Raw genomic sequence first — 14,837 nt, 5'->3', positions numbered from 1 at the left:
AAAAGAGGAGACGGTACATATGAAAAAATATAGCAAGCCCGCGTTACCGCTGGTTATGCTCGCTTTGGCGATGATGCTGTTGTTATCAGCCTGCGCAGCAGGAAACACAGCTCAAACAAGCGATCCATTGGCAAACGGGCAGCAACCTGCCGCATTGCAATCGGCAACCAATAAGACGTTGGTAGAGCTTGAGAACATGGGCGTTAAAATGGTATTTCCCGAGGCGCCCAAACGCGCGGTTACATTGAACCAGCATGCAACTGAGGTTATGCTGGCCCTTGGGCTGGAATCCTCTATGGTGGGAACAGCATATTTGGATGATCAGATTTTGCCAAAATATAAGGCTCAATATGACAAAATCCCGGTACTGGCTAAACAATACCCGTCTAAAGAGGTATTTATGGCTGCTGCACCGGATTTTGCCTATGCGGGCTGGAAGAGTGCCTTTAATGATAAAAATCTGGGTTCCCGTGAGGAGCTAGCCAAACAAGGGGTGCTGACCTATGTACAGGAGTCCTCCAATAAACCGGGTCCCACGTTAGAAAATGTATATCAGGATATACTAAATATTGGGCGTATTTTCAGAGTTGAGGAGCGTGCAGAAAAGCTGGTAAATGACATTCGTGAACAAGTGAAGTCCATTCAGACTCAAATTGGTGTTGTTGAACAGGCACCCAAGGTGTTTGTCTATGACAGCGGAGAAGACAAAGCCTTTACGGCTGCCAACAATTATCTAACATCTTTGATTGAAATTGTGAAGGCGAAAAATATTTTTGATGATATCGACAAAAGTTTTACCGAGGTAAGCTGGGAAGAGGTTGTGAACCGTAACCCTGATGTAATCGTCATCCTCGACTATGGTGATACTTCACTGGCGGATAAAGAGAAGCTACTCCTGAGCAAGCCTGCGCTGGCTGGTGTGGAAGCGATCAAAAACAAACGGTTTATAGTACTGCCATTATCCGCAGCGGCTGAAGGCGTGCGCGCTCCGATCGCGTTGAAAACCTTGGCGTCAGGCTTGTACCCGAACAAAGTGAAGTAAACAAACAAAAGAGTTGCCAAAACATTGACGAACCTTGCCTAAACTGTTAAACTTGCTAATGCGTAAAGGTTACGTTTATCAAACGCATATTTTTTTATTACCAAATCGTAATAATTACGGTAGATGGTTTAATGATCATAAACGACCTGGAGAATCTGCGCAAATGATGATCGCTCAGATGGCTCCAGGCTTTTTAAAGGAAAAGGAGACTTACTCATGTTATTGGCCTCATTGGAACAGGTCACATTTGGCTACGGAGATGTTCCTAACTTGGTGGATGCCAATGTTGAAATTTTTTCGGGAGAATTTGTAGCCATTACCGGACCGAATGGTGCTTCCAAATCAACCATGCTCAAACTGTTGCTCGGCTTGCTTCAGCCTTGGAAGGGCAAGGTATTCATGTCTAACCGTACAGGTGAAGGCAAAAAGCTCGTTGTCGGATTTGTATCTCAACAAATTGCTGCTTTCAATGGCGGATTTCCAAGTACGATTTTGGAATTTGTCCGTTCAGGAAGATATACTCATGGCTCTTGGTTACGCCGTATGCGGTCTGAGGATCATGATCTGACTGAGCAGGCGCTGCGTCAGGTAGGCATGTGGGATTTGCGTCACCGTAAAATCGGAGAATTGTCGGGTGGACAGAAGCAACGTATTTGTGTGGCAAGAGCACTCGCTCAGGAATCGGATCTGCTCATTTTGGATGAGCCTACGACCGGAATGGATCAGGAAAGCCGCCATCATTTCTACGATCTGATGAATCAGCAGGTTAAGGAATATGGAAGAACTGTGGTCATGGTGACCCATGGACTATCGGAAGTGCAACATTATCTGGATCGAATTATTGAGCTTGAGAGGAAGGAAGATGGCGGATGGAAATGCTGCACTACGACTTCATGCAGCGGGCATTTTGTGCCGGTGGGGTAATTGCACTGCTGGCCTCGGTGCTTGGAGTTTATCTGATGCTACGGCGTCAGGCTCTCATGGCGGACATGCTATCGCATGTATCGCTGGCAGGGGTGGCAGCGGGTGCCTATTTAGGCATTAACCCAACGATAACTGGATTTATTGTTGCCGTAATCGGCGCGATTATCGTTGAATACGTCCGCAGGTCTTATAAAACATATAGTGAGATATCTGTGGCTATTATTATGGTAGGTGGCCTCTCGACGGCCGTTATTTTAATGAATCTGAATCAGAGCATCAACAAAGGGTTTTCCGCTTATTTGTTCGGTTCGGTAGTAGCGGTCAATCAGACAGAGCTGATGTTGATGATTGTAGTGGCTGTGATCGGAGGTATTTTCTTTTTTGTATTCCGGCGTCCATTGTATCAGATTACCTTTGATGAAGAAACGGCGAAGACTAATGGACTTCCTGTCAAGTCCATCTCATTTGCATTTAGTATTTTAACAGGGATGATTGTAGCTGCTGCAATGCCGATTGTCGGTGTGCTGCTTGTCTCCTCACTCATCGTGCTCCCTGCGGCGCTGGCGATTCGAATCGCACCGAGCTTCGCGGCAGCCATCTGGATATCTATGATCACTGCATTGATCGGCGTATTTATGGGTTTAACGGCGTCGTATGAACTTAGTACACCCCCAGGGGGGACAATTGCCATGGTGCTGTTATTATTCCTGATCGTAGGAGCTGGTATTCAAAAGCTGGTCCGTAAGCTGGGCAAGCAGCAGGCTTCCCGACGGAAGAATGCGACAGGCCAGTGAGTGTAATTACAGTGAGAGTGACTAAAAACTAACACATAAAGGAGTAATGAATATGAATACATGGTTCAAAAAATCATTTGTATTGTCTGCGGGACTAGCACTTATTTTGTCTGGCTGCGGAGCCAAATCTGATAATACAGCTACAAATGCTTCCCAAACCGAGCCGAATGCGGCACAAACAGCAGACAAGCTGAATGTGGTCACCACTTTTTATCCAATGTATGAATTTACCAAGCAAGTTGCTGGAGACCATGCTAACGTAACCGCGTTGATTCCTGCCGGTGCTGAGCCGCATGACTGGGAACCGAGCGCCAAAGATATGGCACAGGTTAAGGATGCTGACGTATTTGTTTATAACGGTATCGTCGAAGGTTGGGCAGAACAGGCTTTGAGCAGCGCGTCCAACGATAAGCGTGTTGTAGTTGAAGCGAGCAAAGGATTGAACCTGATGGAAGGCACGGCTGAGGAGGAAGAAGGAGAAGAAGCACACGCAAAGGAAGGCCATGATCACGATCATGTGCTGGACCCTCATGTATGGCTTAATCCAGTCTTGGCCCAAAAAGAAGTAGAGTCCATTGAAGCAGGGCTTGTGGCAGCCGATCCGGCAAACAAAGCTGATTATGAGAAAAACGCTGATGCTTATATCGCCAAGCTGAAGGATCTGGATAACGAGTTCAAAACAGGTCTGAAAGATGTAAAACGTAAAGACTTTATTACGCAGCATGCTGCTTTTGGTTATTTGGCTAAGCAATATGGTCTGACCCAAGTACCCATTGCCGGATTATCTCCGGAACAAGAGCCTACACCAGACAAGCTGGCGGGTATTATCAAATTTGCTAAAGAAAATAATGTTAAAACGATTTTCTTTGAAACTCTTGTTGATCCGAAGGTCGCTGAGACCGTAGCTACTGAAATCGGTTCAAAAACCGATGTACTGAATCCGCTCGAAGGATTGACGGATGAAGACAAACAGAAGAACCTGGATTACCTTGGTGTGATGAAAAACAATCTGGAGGCTTTGAAAAAAGCTCTGAATGAATAAGGAATTCTTAAACGAATAAGTTTAAAAACTGACGTCGGAATGATACCGGCGTCAGTTTTTTTATAACTATCTAAGAAGATTGTACTTTCTGGGCTAGTGCTCTAGATACAGTAGATATATAGTCCTTTGTAATTTGCTTTTCAGAAATGATTTACGTCATTGTGAAACGTTTTTTTGAAAACTAATTCTGTAGTAGCTAGTTTCAAATTTCTTTTATAATTCATTGGTAGCGTTTTTATTTTTACAGATTCTTTCTATTAATATTACTAGTTTATTCACCGATATTGAAGTTTGGGCGTGCATATCATTTGACAACGGATTGGAGAGGTTAATTTGGCAACAGTTATAGTAGTGGATGACTCTTTATTTATGCGTTCTGTGCTTAAGGATATTCTTTTGGATTTAGGTCACGCTGTTATTGCGGAAGCAGAAAATGGGTATGATGCTGTTTTGAAATACGCACACTTTCGTCCCGATTTAATCACCATGGATATTAATATGCCTAAGATGGACGGACTTGAGGCTGTTAAAAAGATTGTAGAGCTTGATCCCCAAGCCAACATTTTGATGTGTTCTGCTTTGGGGCAGCAGGAAGCGATTATAAAAGCATTTCAGGCAGGTGCAAAAGACTTTATTGTTAAACCATTTGAGATGGAAAGGGTCGTGAATGCAGTCACAAAAATGCTGGGGAGTTAAGGAATCAAGATTTTTAATACATAAATATTGAACATGTTAAAGCGAGAATTCCATGCTTATTTTCACGAATATGGAGATGAATAGGATGAGCAATCGAGTGTTGTCTCAAAAAGTATTTATAGACGAACTGATCGCTACGATCAAGAATGGAGGGCTTGTCCCTGTAAATTATGAACACCTCGTCAGCGAACAAAGGGAAAGAATGGATGCTCTTAACAATGAACTTACCCTTCGTATTGAGGGATTAGAGACCGACTTGATCTCTGCTTCGACACATTCCATTCCTTTTGCCAATGGCGAAATTATGTTTCTTGCTCGCTATATTGTACTCATTGGGGATCATACCGAGGGATACTTTGTGTTCTATCGAGCAGAAGACTGTGAAAGTCCAGAGGAATATCAGTTTTTAACAAGCTCTTATCAACTTCCACATTTATTACTTGAATTATCTCTTTCTTTAAAAGAACATGGTACTAATGGGCCGCTTGATATTCTGACTTATTGGAATGGCCCTGTCTATCCGCTGAAAGATTTGAATAAAGAAGATATTAAGCTATCCACCTATGAATTTTAAAGTGAGGAGATGGGATTAGGGCCATCGAGGTTTGGTAATTACTTATACAAAGGAGTTGAAAAATCAATGATTAGTAAAGTCGGTCAAATTATGTTGTATGTAAATAACCAGGATGAGGCACTGGATTTTTGGACAAAAAAAGTAGGATTTAAAGTAATTTCTGAAGAAAATAATGGTCAAGGAATGAGATGGATTGAAATTGCTCCTGCAAAGGGTGCAGAAACAAGCATTATTCTCCACAATAAGGAATTCGTTGCTAAAATGTCACCTGAATTAAATCTCGGTACACCTTCTTTAATGTTTTTTTCGGAAAATCTTGATCAATTATATGACGACTTATCAAATAAAAATGTCAAAGTTGGAGAAATTGTAACTATGCCTTTCGGAAGAGTGTTTAACTTTGCAGATAATGAAGAAAATTACTTTGCTGTAAGGGAACGAACTAAATAATAAATTTTTGTAGAAGTTAAATTTTTAAGTTCAGATTACATTGTTACGAAATCCCTTGAGAGAGTCAAATCCCTCAGGGGATTTTTTTACATTGATAATCAAACGCATGTTCGCATATAATACAAACAAACGTTCTGATAAGGAGTGAAGGATCATGTTGGAAAAATACGTGGGGCAGATCGTGGAAATCGTGTATTTGGATCGGAAGGGCAAACTGTCTCATCGGCGTATCGAGGTGCATCGTGTGCAGAATGGCTTGATACGAGCCATCTGTTTACAGACAGGCCAGCCACGTGTTTTTCGATTAGATCATGTATTGGCATGGCATCCGGTAACCAGAACAGCATAGGAGGGGCTTACGATGGGGAAAAAGCTTGAAGGAAATGGCATATGGGAAAGCTCACGCATGATTTTGCCTGAGCATCGGGAGGCATATTTAAGACTGATGAAGGAGCAAGGAAGGCGCGGCAAGCCAGCACTGGACGATCAGGAAATGCAGCAGATTGAACAGGCCATTATCGTATCCTATAACGAACGTAAGCCTATTACGCTAAAAGTGTTCAATCCATTTGATGATGAGGAGCTGCGTGGACTGGTCACAGTAATTAACACAAGTCGGCGAGAAGTGAAGCTATCCCGTGGGGAAGAGGATTTTAGCTGGATTAAGTTGGAGGAAATTATCGAGGCGCATATATAAAAACAGTCTGACTAAGTCGGAGTGTTTTTTACATTTGTCCCGCCGTTTTTTAAAATTAAGATTGTAGCTCTATGAATCCATATTTAAAATAAAACTGTAATTGCAAAAGGAGGAGTTCAATATGAAAATAAGTAAAAATAATGCTGAACATTATATATGGGGAGATCAATGTGATGGTTGGCGCTTGGTGAAAAATAATGATTTGAGCATTATTCATGAGCGGATGCCCGGAAATACACATGAGGTCAGACATTATCATCATCATGCGCGCCAATTTTTCTTTATTTTATCAGGTACAGCGGTACTTGAAGTGGATGGTGAACGAATCCAATTAGGATCTCAGGAAGGGTGTGAGGTTCCTCCTATGGTGCCTCATCAAATGTTTAATGAAACGAATCAGGATGTTGAATTTTTGGTTATTTCTCAGCCTGCGAGCAGAGGTGACCGGGTTCTGGCCGAAAAATAATATTTTGGAGTAGACATGTTCCAGCGAAGGTTGACAAGTCTTTTTTAGTACCGTATAGTGCTAAATATGATGAAAAAAAATAAAATCACGAATCGGGATGTTGTTCTGCGCATCGCCACCTCATTGTTTCTTACCCAAGGATATCATGCAACAAGTATGGATGAAATTGTGGCTGTGAGCAATGTGTCCAAAACGAACATTTACTATTATTTTAAAAGTAAAGAAGAGCTACTTTCAGCCATTCTGGATCAACTGATTCAAACGTATAATGAGATGATTTATGAAGTTGTTTCGCGTAAGGATCAGTCTGTTCAGGAACGTTTTGAAATCCTTCTTCAATTGCTGACAGAGCAAGAGACAGATTGTTTGGGAGGCTGTCCCTTTATTACTCTTTATACGCAAATGCCTCAAGATAGCGCCTTGTTTCGGAATAAAATAAGCCAGTTCTTCCAAAGCCAAATCACTACCGTAGAAATATTGCTGAACGAGGGAAGGGAAAGATTAGAGATTCAGGCTGAACTTCCTGCGAGGTCGACGGCCCAATTCATCGTCTCGGCCATTGAAGGTGCGCTCTTTCTGCAGCATGCAAGCCAGGACCCGAGCATACTCGAAAATTTAAAATTTACTTTAGCACTTCTGCTAAAGTGATTTTTTTAATCTTTATTAGTACTACGAAGTACTAAAAATTAAAAAAGGCAGGTTTCGTATATGGCACATATCTTTATCACGGGCGGCACAGGGTTTATCGGCATGCATACGTTACGACAACTTTCAAAGGCGGAACACACTATTACCGTCCTGGTTCGTTCGCAGCAGAAGTGGGAACAAATATGCAGGCAAATGGATTTGGAGACAGCATGGCATATCGGGAAATTAACACCGGTTATTGGCAATTTGAGTATACCTGCTCTAGGATTAAATCCTGTTGACAGGCAACTCGTGGAGACAGCAGATGTGATAATTCATGCAGGAGGTCCGATGGATATTCTGCTGGGAGAGGAGGATGCGAGAGCAGCTTTTCTACAAGCAGCAGAAGAAATGATAACGTTGGCTACACATATTCATGCGAGCAAAGGGTTACGACATTTTATCCATTTGGTTGGGTACAAAAGCCCTTTTAATGATCATAATTGGATTACTCCCGAGCCCATCATCGATCATTTGGAACAAGCGCCTCCATATGAAAGGATGAAATTTTTGGCTGATTTGCGTATTCGTCAAGGAGCACACAAGGAAGGGTTTCCGCTTTCGGTTGTCCATTTGAGCGTTGTCATGGGTGACTCAGAGTCTGGGGATACGCCCCAAACTGGTGGGCTAGGCATTCTCGTAGGTTCTACAGCGCGCAAGCTTATGGGACTTGTCCCCGGCGGAAAATCTCATTGGCTTCCCTTGGTCCATGTAGATCATGCAGCCGAATTGATCAGTGTTCTTACGAAGGAATCACATCCTGCTAGTGAAACATACTACTTGATGGATGACAGGCAGCAGAGTCCAACGATGATAGAGCTGGGAACGAATATGGCGAAGGAGCTTCGTGTCTGTAAACCGCTCGGTTCGATCTCGCCAGCTTGGCTAACCAGTATACTGGGTACTCCTCTGGGCCAAAAGTTAGGTATTCCGAAGGAATCACTCGATTTTATCGTGGATGTGGACTACCCAATGGATGCAGCACGAGAGATTCAACGTAAATACGGGTTGTCACAGGCGATGAACAAAAGCGTGTTCCCATTTGTCATTACTGATCTTGATTTCAGGATTGCTCATTCCACCATAGATACAGATGGATATGTCCGCAACAGACGTGGGCCATTAGCTACCCTGGAGCGAAGGGTGAAGAATGGAAATCCAACGATCGTATTAGTTCACGGTACTTTCAGCGGGGCAGATTGTTTGATACCGCTGGCAAATCAATTTCCGGAATCCTCTGTTTGCTTGGTGGATCTTCCTGGTTTTGGCCGTTCCCCATACCATCATAAGGAGGATGTACTAGAAGGCCACATTGAATCGTTAGTGCAGGCTATTCAGGCTTTGGAAACGCCAATCTGCCTTGTAGGTCATTCGTTCGGCGGACTACTAGCTGCTAAGGCATGGGAACGCGTACCTGAGCGTATCAGTAGCTTACACCTATTGCAGCCTGTATTGCATACTGCTCCGCGCAGATATCGGAGCGCACGAATTACGGAGAGTATGCTAGGCAGACTCAGCGAGTCAGGCTTACGCAAGCAATTGCTTGCGCAGACTTGTTTTGAAAGTATCGACGATATCCCGCCAGCATACATCACATATGTTCTTGAAGAAATGCGTTCCCCACGCGTAAGAAAGACGACTGCGCAAGCCCTAGCCATGCTAACCAAGTCCGATAGCTTCCGGTCGGTCCCTGAGATACCCGAAAGAGTGGATAAAGAGGAGGTTTCGATTCTATGGGGTGTGAAGGATCAGATCTATAAGTTGCCCGAGCCATTTCATGCCCTGCATACGCTGAATATTCCGGCAGCTCATCATTTTCCGATCTCGCAACCGGAACGAACAGCGCAATATCTAAAGCAGCACATACGACAGAATAACGTTAGTGTATAAAAATAAAACCAGCCTAGCACATATAAATCAAGTGCCGACTGGTTTTTTATCAATAAATGTCCTTAGCATCTGCTGGGAGAGCTTTTACGTGATGGAGATAGTTCGTAACACGTTGATCGTCCAGAGTCGGATATTCGTAACCATAATGGTTCGCTACTTCCAAGGCAACTTCTCTAAATAAATTTCCCATGATAAAAAGAGACTGCCACATATGTTCATAATCTGCATCCGCAAACGTTTGGATGTAGAGTGCCCAAAGTCCAGGTTCAAGGTGGTTCTCAAAATATTTTCCCTGTTTACCCGGGTCTGCCGCGAAGTCTGTTCGTATACCAATATGCCATTCCAGCATCAAGTGAAACGCATCTCTCACAGGCCGATCCAGCATAAATTTGGCATAGGGCAGTTCCTGTCGCCATAATCCTTTAGCCACATAGGTACTGACCCACCAGAACTCGTTGCAGGAATTCGCATAGACTTGGGCAGTTGGAGGTATCGTCTTATAATCTTGAAGACTTGGCGGTGGGAAAGGCTGCACAAGCCCGTCTTTATCCAGCAGCAGTACACTTAAGCTGTCTCGGGTGCAATTGGTGATGTTATTCGCAGGGTAGAGTGTAAGATCTATGCGATTGCCGTCTGTAAATAACATGAGAAAAGCAAAGCGATCACGGGGCATCGGAGCAGGTTCCATATGCTCATCAGGCGTCTGCATAATGATCAATTCACCAAAATGGTTGATCCAGCGACGTTCCTGAATAAAGCTGTCTATGGAGGATACGAGAAAGACGATATCATAATCCTGAAAAATGTCCCGTGGAGCATGTGGATTGGCGCGTGAACCATTCAGAATCACGGCACGTACCCGTTCGTCCTCTTGAGCAAAATGGAGAATGGTATGAAGCATTTCATGTTCACTTCTCATAATAGTTGTCTCAACAAGCGGTATCTAAAGGAGAAAAACGTGGACAAGGAAGCAATAGAAATAATGGCCACTAGCTCAAGGATCATCAAGGAAAACAACCTCCTGTAAGTTCTTTTATCTGGGAAAAGTCTCCTATCCTTACAATAGCCTATACACAGAAGCCATTCAATTGTGCTGCCGAGGCCTTCTTCATTACCAGAAGTACACTTGACCGAATTGTATGTTTTATCCATAATGAAGCGAGGCATCAAGTACAGACCATCTTAGAGCCTAATCCTCTAATACGTTTAAAGGAGTGATGATGTTTGAATACGAACAAACAAATCAAAAAGCTTATGAGAGATTTATGTTTTTAGATGAATAAGAAAGAATCTCTCATAGGCTTATGGGAGGCAAATCGGACAGATGTGTGCTCATCACATGATTAAAGGAATAGAACTCGCGGAATCTTATTTTTATAAGGCATTCGGTCTTTTTATTACAATGAAGCATCACATATCGATTCAAGGTGTTATTAGCGGCACCATACCGGGTAGAATTTTTTTATCTAATAATGGGATACCGCTGTATTGAGCAACCCCCAAGGCATTTTTCTGGGAGGAAGTCCGGACAATAAAGCCTTTTTAAAAGAAATCAACATGTTGCTTCAAGAAATCCTGTTGCCTCAACTTGCATCTAAAGGAAAATTAGACTACGTGCTATATTACCCGGCAGATGAGAAGTGGGAAGCTGCTCTTGAAACCGTGATGAAGGATTTACGGCCTATGAAGAGTGGACGAATGACGTTTAATCAGCATTTGGACGGTATAGCTAATCCGCTTGGAGAGGATATCGTAGCAATAGATCGTGAACTATTAAAGCAGCGGCATCTGACCGTAATTGTAGAGGTGCTGAGTTTTAAGACTTGGTACCTACCGCAAGCATATGCGGGCTCATACCGATTACGGATTCCTGCTCTTCAACCTGCCGTGATATATCCAGCAAGCGGCTGCGATGGGAAGGAAGCACCCACTTTTCCTCAAATCCGGGTGCAATCCAGACGGGTCCTTCCACGCCCAGTACACGAGGCTTCGGCAATCCAGCCGCCTGCCAGTCTGCGCGCAAGGCATCCGGTGTATGGAAGTAGGAGCGTGTGAGAAAAGAGGGAGAAGCAGCAGGGCGCACATGCTGACCATCTGTTAGCTCCTGTCTGACCATATCCATGAACGCATCTTCCTCCACAATGGTATTGTACTCACCGTACACCGATAGCCCCCACAGTAGCGAGCCAAACCTGGAAATAGCTGAAGTAATCAGCGTTCCACCTTTTTTTAAGACACGCGCCGCTTCTTGCAGTGCTTTTACTCGTTCCTTCTGTTCCGTTAAATGATATAAAGGTCCCATCAATAGCACGATGTCCGCGCTTTCATCTTTACGATCAAGATTTCTGGCATCCGCGGTTTCCAGCTTGCTGATGATGGGTTTATTCAGTTGCTGCTGACGAGCGAATTCAATGGCTTGGGAAGATAGATCAAATAGATGAACTTCGTATCCCAGCTCCGCCAGCCACGAAGAGTAGACCCCTACACCGCCGCCGATATCGTAAATAACATGAGTAGACTCCCTGAGATAACGTGAAATGATTTCTTTTGATCTTTCCAGTTCTATTTTTCCTATGCCTCGCTCTAACCTGCCTATTTCTGCACCGCCATCATAATAAGCCAGAATTTCATGCGTATCTTTTTCGAGCATAGCGCACCTCATCTCAAGTGATTGGAATAATATAACATTATCACTTACATCATGAACAAGTCTACCGTGTTTAGGATTAAGAAACCATCGGAAGCATTGGGAAAGAAAAAAGCTGTTCCCCAGTAGCTAAACCTATTTTTTGGGAACAGCCATATTTAAATGATGTTTGTTTCCAGCATGCCCTCGAGATCTTCTTTGGTAAGATGGTAGTGTGCGTTACAAAAGTGGCAATGAGCTTCAGCCTCTCCATCGGTATGGATCATATCTTCTATTTCCTTATTCCCTAAGCTGATAATGGCATTGGTAACGCGCTCTTCTGAGCAGGGACAATGAAATTGTACAGGCATGGTTTCCAGTATGTTTATGTTGCTTTCTCCTAAAATCTGACCCAGAATCTGCTCTGGTGTAAGACCTTCCATGACCATTGTGGAGATGCTTGGAATGCTCTCAATACGTCTCTCGATAAAACTGATAACCTCTTCTGGTGTATCTGGCATCAGCTGAATAATAAAACCTCCAGCCGCCTGTATAGAGTTATCCGGGTTAACAATAACTCCCGCTCCCACAGAAGAAGGAATTTGTTCGGATTGGACGAGATAAGATGTGAAGTCCTCGCCCAGTTCACCCGATATGAGAGGGACCTGTCCAACAAACGGGTGTTTTAAGCCGATATCTTTGGATACAATTAGCGCTCCATCTGTTCCTACAGCTCTGGCGACATCCAATTTCCCTATCTGATTAAGCTCAAAATGGGTTTGTGGATTTTTTACATAACCTCTAACTTCACCTTTGGAGTTGGTATCGACAAGAATGGTGCCGATAGGTCCGCCACCGTTGATTCTGATCGTCAGTTTATCCTCATCTTTATGCATGGCTCCCAGCATGACGCCGACCGTCATAGAACGTCCCAATGCAGCCGATGCTGTGGGCCAGGTATAATGACGCCGTTGGGCTTCACTTACCGTTTCCGTTGTTCTCACGGCATAAGCCCGTACCTGATTGTTGTAGGCAAGAGCTTTTACTAAATAATCGTTCATGTTCATATTCCTTTCTGTTAATTAGAGTTCTTTACAAGACCATTTTTTCCTGAATCCAGTTCTCCAAAGAAGTAATTTTGTCATCATATCCTTCTTTAAAAAAGTCAGCGGATAGTGACGCGATGGTTTCTCTTTTCAGAACGGCCTTCCAGGAGGCTTCCGCTTCTTCCATCAAATTTGCCAGTAAACAACACTCATCGTCTTTCTTTAATTCAAGCATTTCGTTGTATATACCACTGGAAGAATAAAGGGTTTGTTGTCCCTCAATCGCTAGATAAATATCAAATACCCGTATATCCTCAGGTTTTTTCTTTAATTTGAACCCGCCCTTGACACCAGGTACAGAAGTAATCAAATCGGAACTAACCAATTTTCGTAACAGTTTATGAAAATAAGTAGGTGAAGCACCTAACTGCTGGCTGATGGCCTCCCCAGGTAAAACGGCTTTGTCCGGCAGCATCGTGAGTAGAAGAAGAGCGTAGACAGATTGTTCGACACCTGTTTTCATATGCACTAGCAATCACCTCAATATTTATAACCAGGCTAATGTGGATAAACATTATCCACATATATTGCATAATAGATGAGCTTATTATAAAAGTAAACTGTTTTTTGATAAAAACTAAAAATTTAAATCATTTGCAATTCATAACGGAACACATTATCATAATTGACGTATCAATTGATGGGTCAAAGAATTAAGACGTTGAGGGAAATATGTAAAATAATATTTTGACAGGGGGTTTATATATAATGACTACGCGTAACGTTGCACTATCTATATTAGATCTTGCACCTGTCATTGAAGGCGGCACTCCTGCCGATTCCTTCCGCGACACGGTGGATCTTGCCCAGCATGCTGAACAATGGGGGTACCATCGGTACTGGCTAACGGAGCATCATAACATGCAGGCGGTCGCCAGTGCGGCTACGTCCGTGATCATCGGGCATGTAGCTGCACATACAGACAAGATTCGGGTCGGTTCAGGCGGTATTATGCTGGCTAACCATGCTCCACTCATGATTGCAGAGCAGTTTGGAACCCTAGAGTCGCTCTATCCGGGACGAATTGATCTAGGACTTGGCCGGGCTCCAGGCACGGATCAACCCGCGATGAGGGCACTGCGGCGAGGGCTTCACAGTACTGGGGAAGATTTCCCCGAGCAATTGAATGAGCTGCGTTCTTACCTGAATCCAGCGCTAAACGGAGCCGTTCCGGGAGTAAGAGCGATTCCTGGAGAGGGGCTGGACATTCCCATCTGGTTACTGGGATCAAGCGGATTCAGCGCACAGCTAGCAGGTCAGCTTGGGTTGCCGTTCGCGTTCGCCAGCCACTTTGCCCCGGCTCATTTGCTACAGGCTTTAGAGTTGTATCATCGCAATTTTCGGCCATCCAAAGCACTGGATAAGCCATATGTGATGGTCGGTGTTAATGTGCTTGTTGCAGATTCTGATGAGGAAGCAAAATGGCTCTTTACTTCACAAGAACAGCAGTTTCTAAATGTGCTGCGCGGGCACAGCGGAGGACTGAAGCCACCAGTGGATGACATGGAAAAGCTTTGGAGTGAGCACGAGAAGGAGATGGTTCGTGGTAATATGCTGGGGTATTCAGCCATCGGCAGTCCTGACACCGTCAAGCAAAAGATGGATTTGATAATCGACCAGACGAGAGCCAATGAGCTGATTACAACCTCTCAGGTATATGACCATCAAGCGCGCCTGCGCTCGTACGAGCTGCTAGCCAAAGTGATGCGTATAGTTGGGTAATTAGATGAGTTAAACAAATGAGGCTGTGCCAGAAAGGTTCTTATAACCGATTCTGACATGGCCTTTATTTTCTGCGTGGAAATGATCGTTTTACAATGAATATATCCGTTTTATAGATGGG

Annotated in this window: 17 protein-coding genes; 13 read left to right on the top strand and 4 right to left on the bottom strand. The window is 43.8% G+C overall.

What is annotated here, in order from left to right; all coding sequences use genetic code 11:
* Positions 1 to 19: 19 nt before the first annotated feature.
* The 12 genes from BM358_RS00225 (at position 20) to BM358_RS00170 (ending at position 9,262) form a co-directional block, all read left to right on the top strand.
* Positions 20 to 1,042, top strand: coding sequence for an ABC transporter substrate-binding protein (locus BM358_RS00225; protein ID WP_028542349.1), 1,023 nt, complete (start codon positions 20 to 22; stop codon positions 1,040 to 1,042).
* 216 nt (positions 1,043 to 1,258) lie between these two features.
* The gene (locus BM358_RS00220) at positions 1,259 to 1,966 is read left to right on the top strand and encodes a metal ABC transporter ATP-binding protein (RefSeq protein WP_025724201.1); all 708 of its coding nucleotides are present in this window, start codon (positions 1,259 to 1,261) and stop codon (positions 1,964 to 1,966) included.
* A complete protein-coding gene (locus BM358_RS00215; RefSeq protein ID WP_028542348.1) occupies positions 1,912 to 2,760 on the top strand; it encodes a metal ABC transporter permease in 849 nt (282 codons plus the stop codon). The genes BM358_RS00220 and BM358_RS00215 overlap by 55 nt, the downstream gene beginning before the upstream one ends.
* 52 nt (positions 2,761 to 2,812) lie before the next feature.
* On the top strand, positions 2,813 to 3,802 hold the full coding sequence (locus tag BM358_RS00210; protein WP_023988406.1) for a metal ABC transporter substrate-binding protein: 990 nt from the start codon (positions 2,813 to 2,815) through the stop codon (positions 3,800 to 3,802).
* Between the two features lie 333 nt (positions 3,803 to 4,135).
* The gene (locus BM358_RS00205) at positions 4,136 to 4,498 is read left to right on the top strand and encodes a response regulator (RefSeq protein WP_023988407.1); all 363 of its coding nucleotides are present in this window, start codon (positions 4,136 to 4,138) and stop codon (positions 4,496 to 4,498) included.
* Between the two features lie 85 nt (positions 4,499 to 4,583).
* Positions 4,584 to 5,072: a hypothetical protein gene (locus BM358_RS00200; protein ID WP_028542347.1), complete on the top strand. Its 489-nt coding sequence runs from the start codon at positions 4,584 to 4,586 to the stop codon at positions 5,070 to 5,072.
* 66 nt (positions 5,073 to 5,138) lie between these two features.
* Positions 5,139 to 5,522: a VOC family protein gene (locus tag BM358_RS00195; protein ID WP_023988409.1), complete on the top strand. Its 384-nt coding sequence runs from the start codon at positions 5,139 to 5,141 to the stop codon at positions 5,520 to 5,522.
* Between the two features lie 154 nt (positions 5,523 to 5,676).
* The gene (locus BM358_RS00190) at positions 5,677 to 5,871 is read left to right on the top strand and encodes a hypothetical protein (RefSeq protein ID WP_028542346.1); all 195 of its coding nucleotides are present in this window, start codon (positions 5,677 to 5,679) and stop codon (positions 5,869 to 5,871) included.
* A 12-nt stretch (positions 5,872 to 5,883) separates the two neighbouring features.
* Entirely contained in the window at positions 5,884 to 6,219 is a 336-nt protein-coding gene (locus tag BM358_RS00185) for a YolD-like family protein (protein ID WP_028542345.1), read from the top strand.
* 121 nt (positions 6,220 to 6,340) lie between these two features.
* Entirely contained in the window at positions 6,341 to 6,685 is a 345-nt protein-coding gene (locus BM358_RS00180; protein ID WP_028542344.1) for a cupin domain-containing protein, read from the top strand.
* Positions 6,686 to 6,751: 66 nt separating this feature from the next.
* Positions 6,752 to 7,333, top strand: coding sequence for a TetR/AcrR family transcriptional regulator (locus BM358_RS00175; RefSeq protein ID WP_226887689.1), 582 nt, complete (start codon positions 6,752 to 6,754; stop codon positions 7,331 to 7,333).
* A gap of 60 nt (positions 7,334 to 7,393) precedes the next feature.
* Positions 7,394 to 9,262: an alpha/beta fold hydrolase gene (locus BM358_RS00170; RefSeq protein ID WP_028542343.1), complete on the top strand. Its 1,869-nt coding sequence runs from the start codon at positions 7,394 to 7,396 to the stop codon at positions 9,260 to 9,262.
* A 49-nt stretch (positions 9,263 to 9,311) separates the two neighbouring features.
* On the opposite strand, the gene BM358_RS00165 is transcribed toward BM358_RS00170, so the two are convergent.
* The 4 genes from BM358_RS00165 to BM358_RS00150 all read right to left on the bottom strand — a co-directional run bounded on the left by BM358_RS00165 (position 9,312) and on the right by BM358_RS00150 (position 13,457).
* On the bottom strand, positions 9,312 to 10,181 hold the full coding sequence (locus tag BM358_RS00165; protein ID WP_023988413.1) for an aminoglycoside 6-adenylyltransferase: 870 nt from the start codon (positions 10,179 to 10,181) through the stop codon (positions 9,312 to 9,314).
* A gap of 897 nt (positions 10,182 to 11,078) precedes the next feature.
* A complete protein-coding gene (locus tag BM358_RS00160) occupies positions 11,079 to 11,912 on the bottom strand; it encodes a class I SAM-dependent methyltransferase (protein ID WP_023988415.1) in 834 nt (277 codons plus the stop codon).
* A gap of 155 nt (positions 11,913 to 12,067) precedes the next feature.
* Positions 12,068 to 12,949, bottom strand: coding sequence for an Hsp33 family molecular chaperone HslO (gene hslO / locus BM358_RS00155; protein ID WP_028542342.1), 882 nt, complete (start codon positions 12,947 to 12,949; stop codon positions 12,068 to 12,070).
* A 31-nt stretch (positions 12,950 to 12,980) separates the two neighbouring features.
* Positions 12,981 to 13,457, bottom strand: a complete 477-nt coding sequence (locus BM358_RS00150) for an Rrf2 family transcriptional regulator (protein WP_081327414.1) — start codon at positions 13,455 to 13,457, stop codon at positions 12,981 to 12,983.
* A 245-nt stretch (positions 13,458 to 13,702) separates the two neighbouring features.
* On the opposite strand from BM358_RS00150, the gene BM358_RS00145 reads away from it, so the two are divergent.
* Positions 13,703 to 14,716, top strand: a complete 1,014-nt coding sequence (locus BM358_RS00145; protein ID WP_023988418.1) for an LLM class flavin-dependent oxidoreductase — start codon at positions 13,703 to 13,705, stop codon at positions 14,714 to 14,716.
* Positions 14,717 to 14,837 lie beyond the last annotated feature (121 nt).

The organism is Paenibacillus sp. cl130, from assembly GCF_900116035.1.
GTDB classification, from domain to species: Bacteria; Bacillota; Bacilli; order Paenibacillales; family Paenibacillaceae; genus Paenibacillus; species Paenibacillus polymyxa_B.
This window is presented reverse-complemented; position numbering and strand designations above follow the sequence as displayed.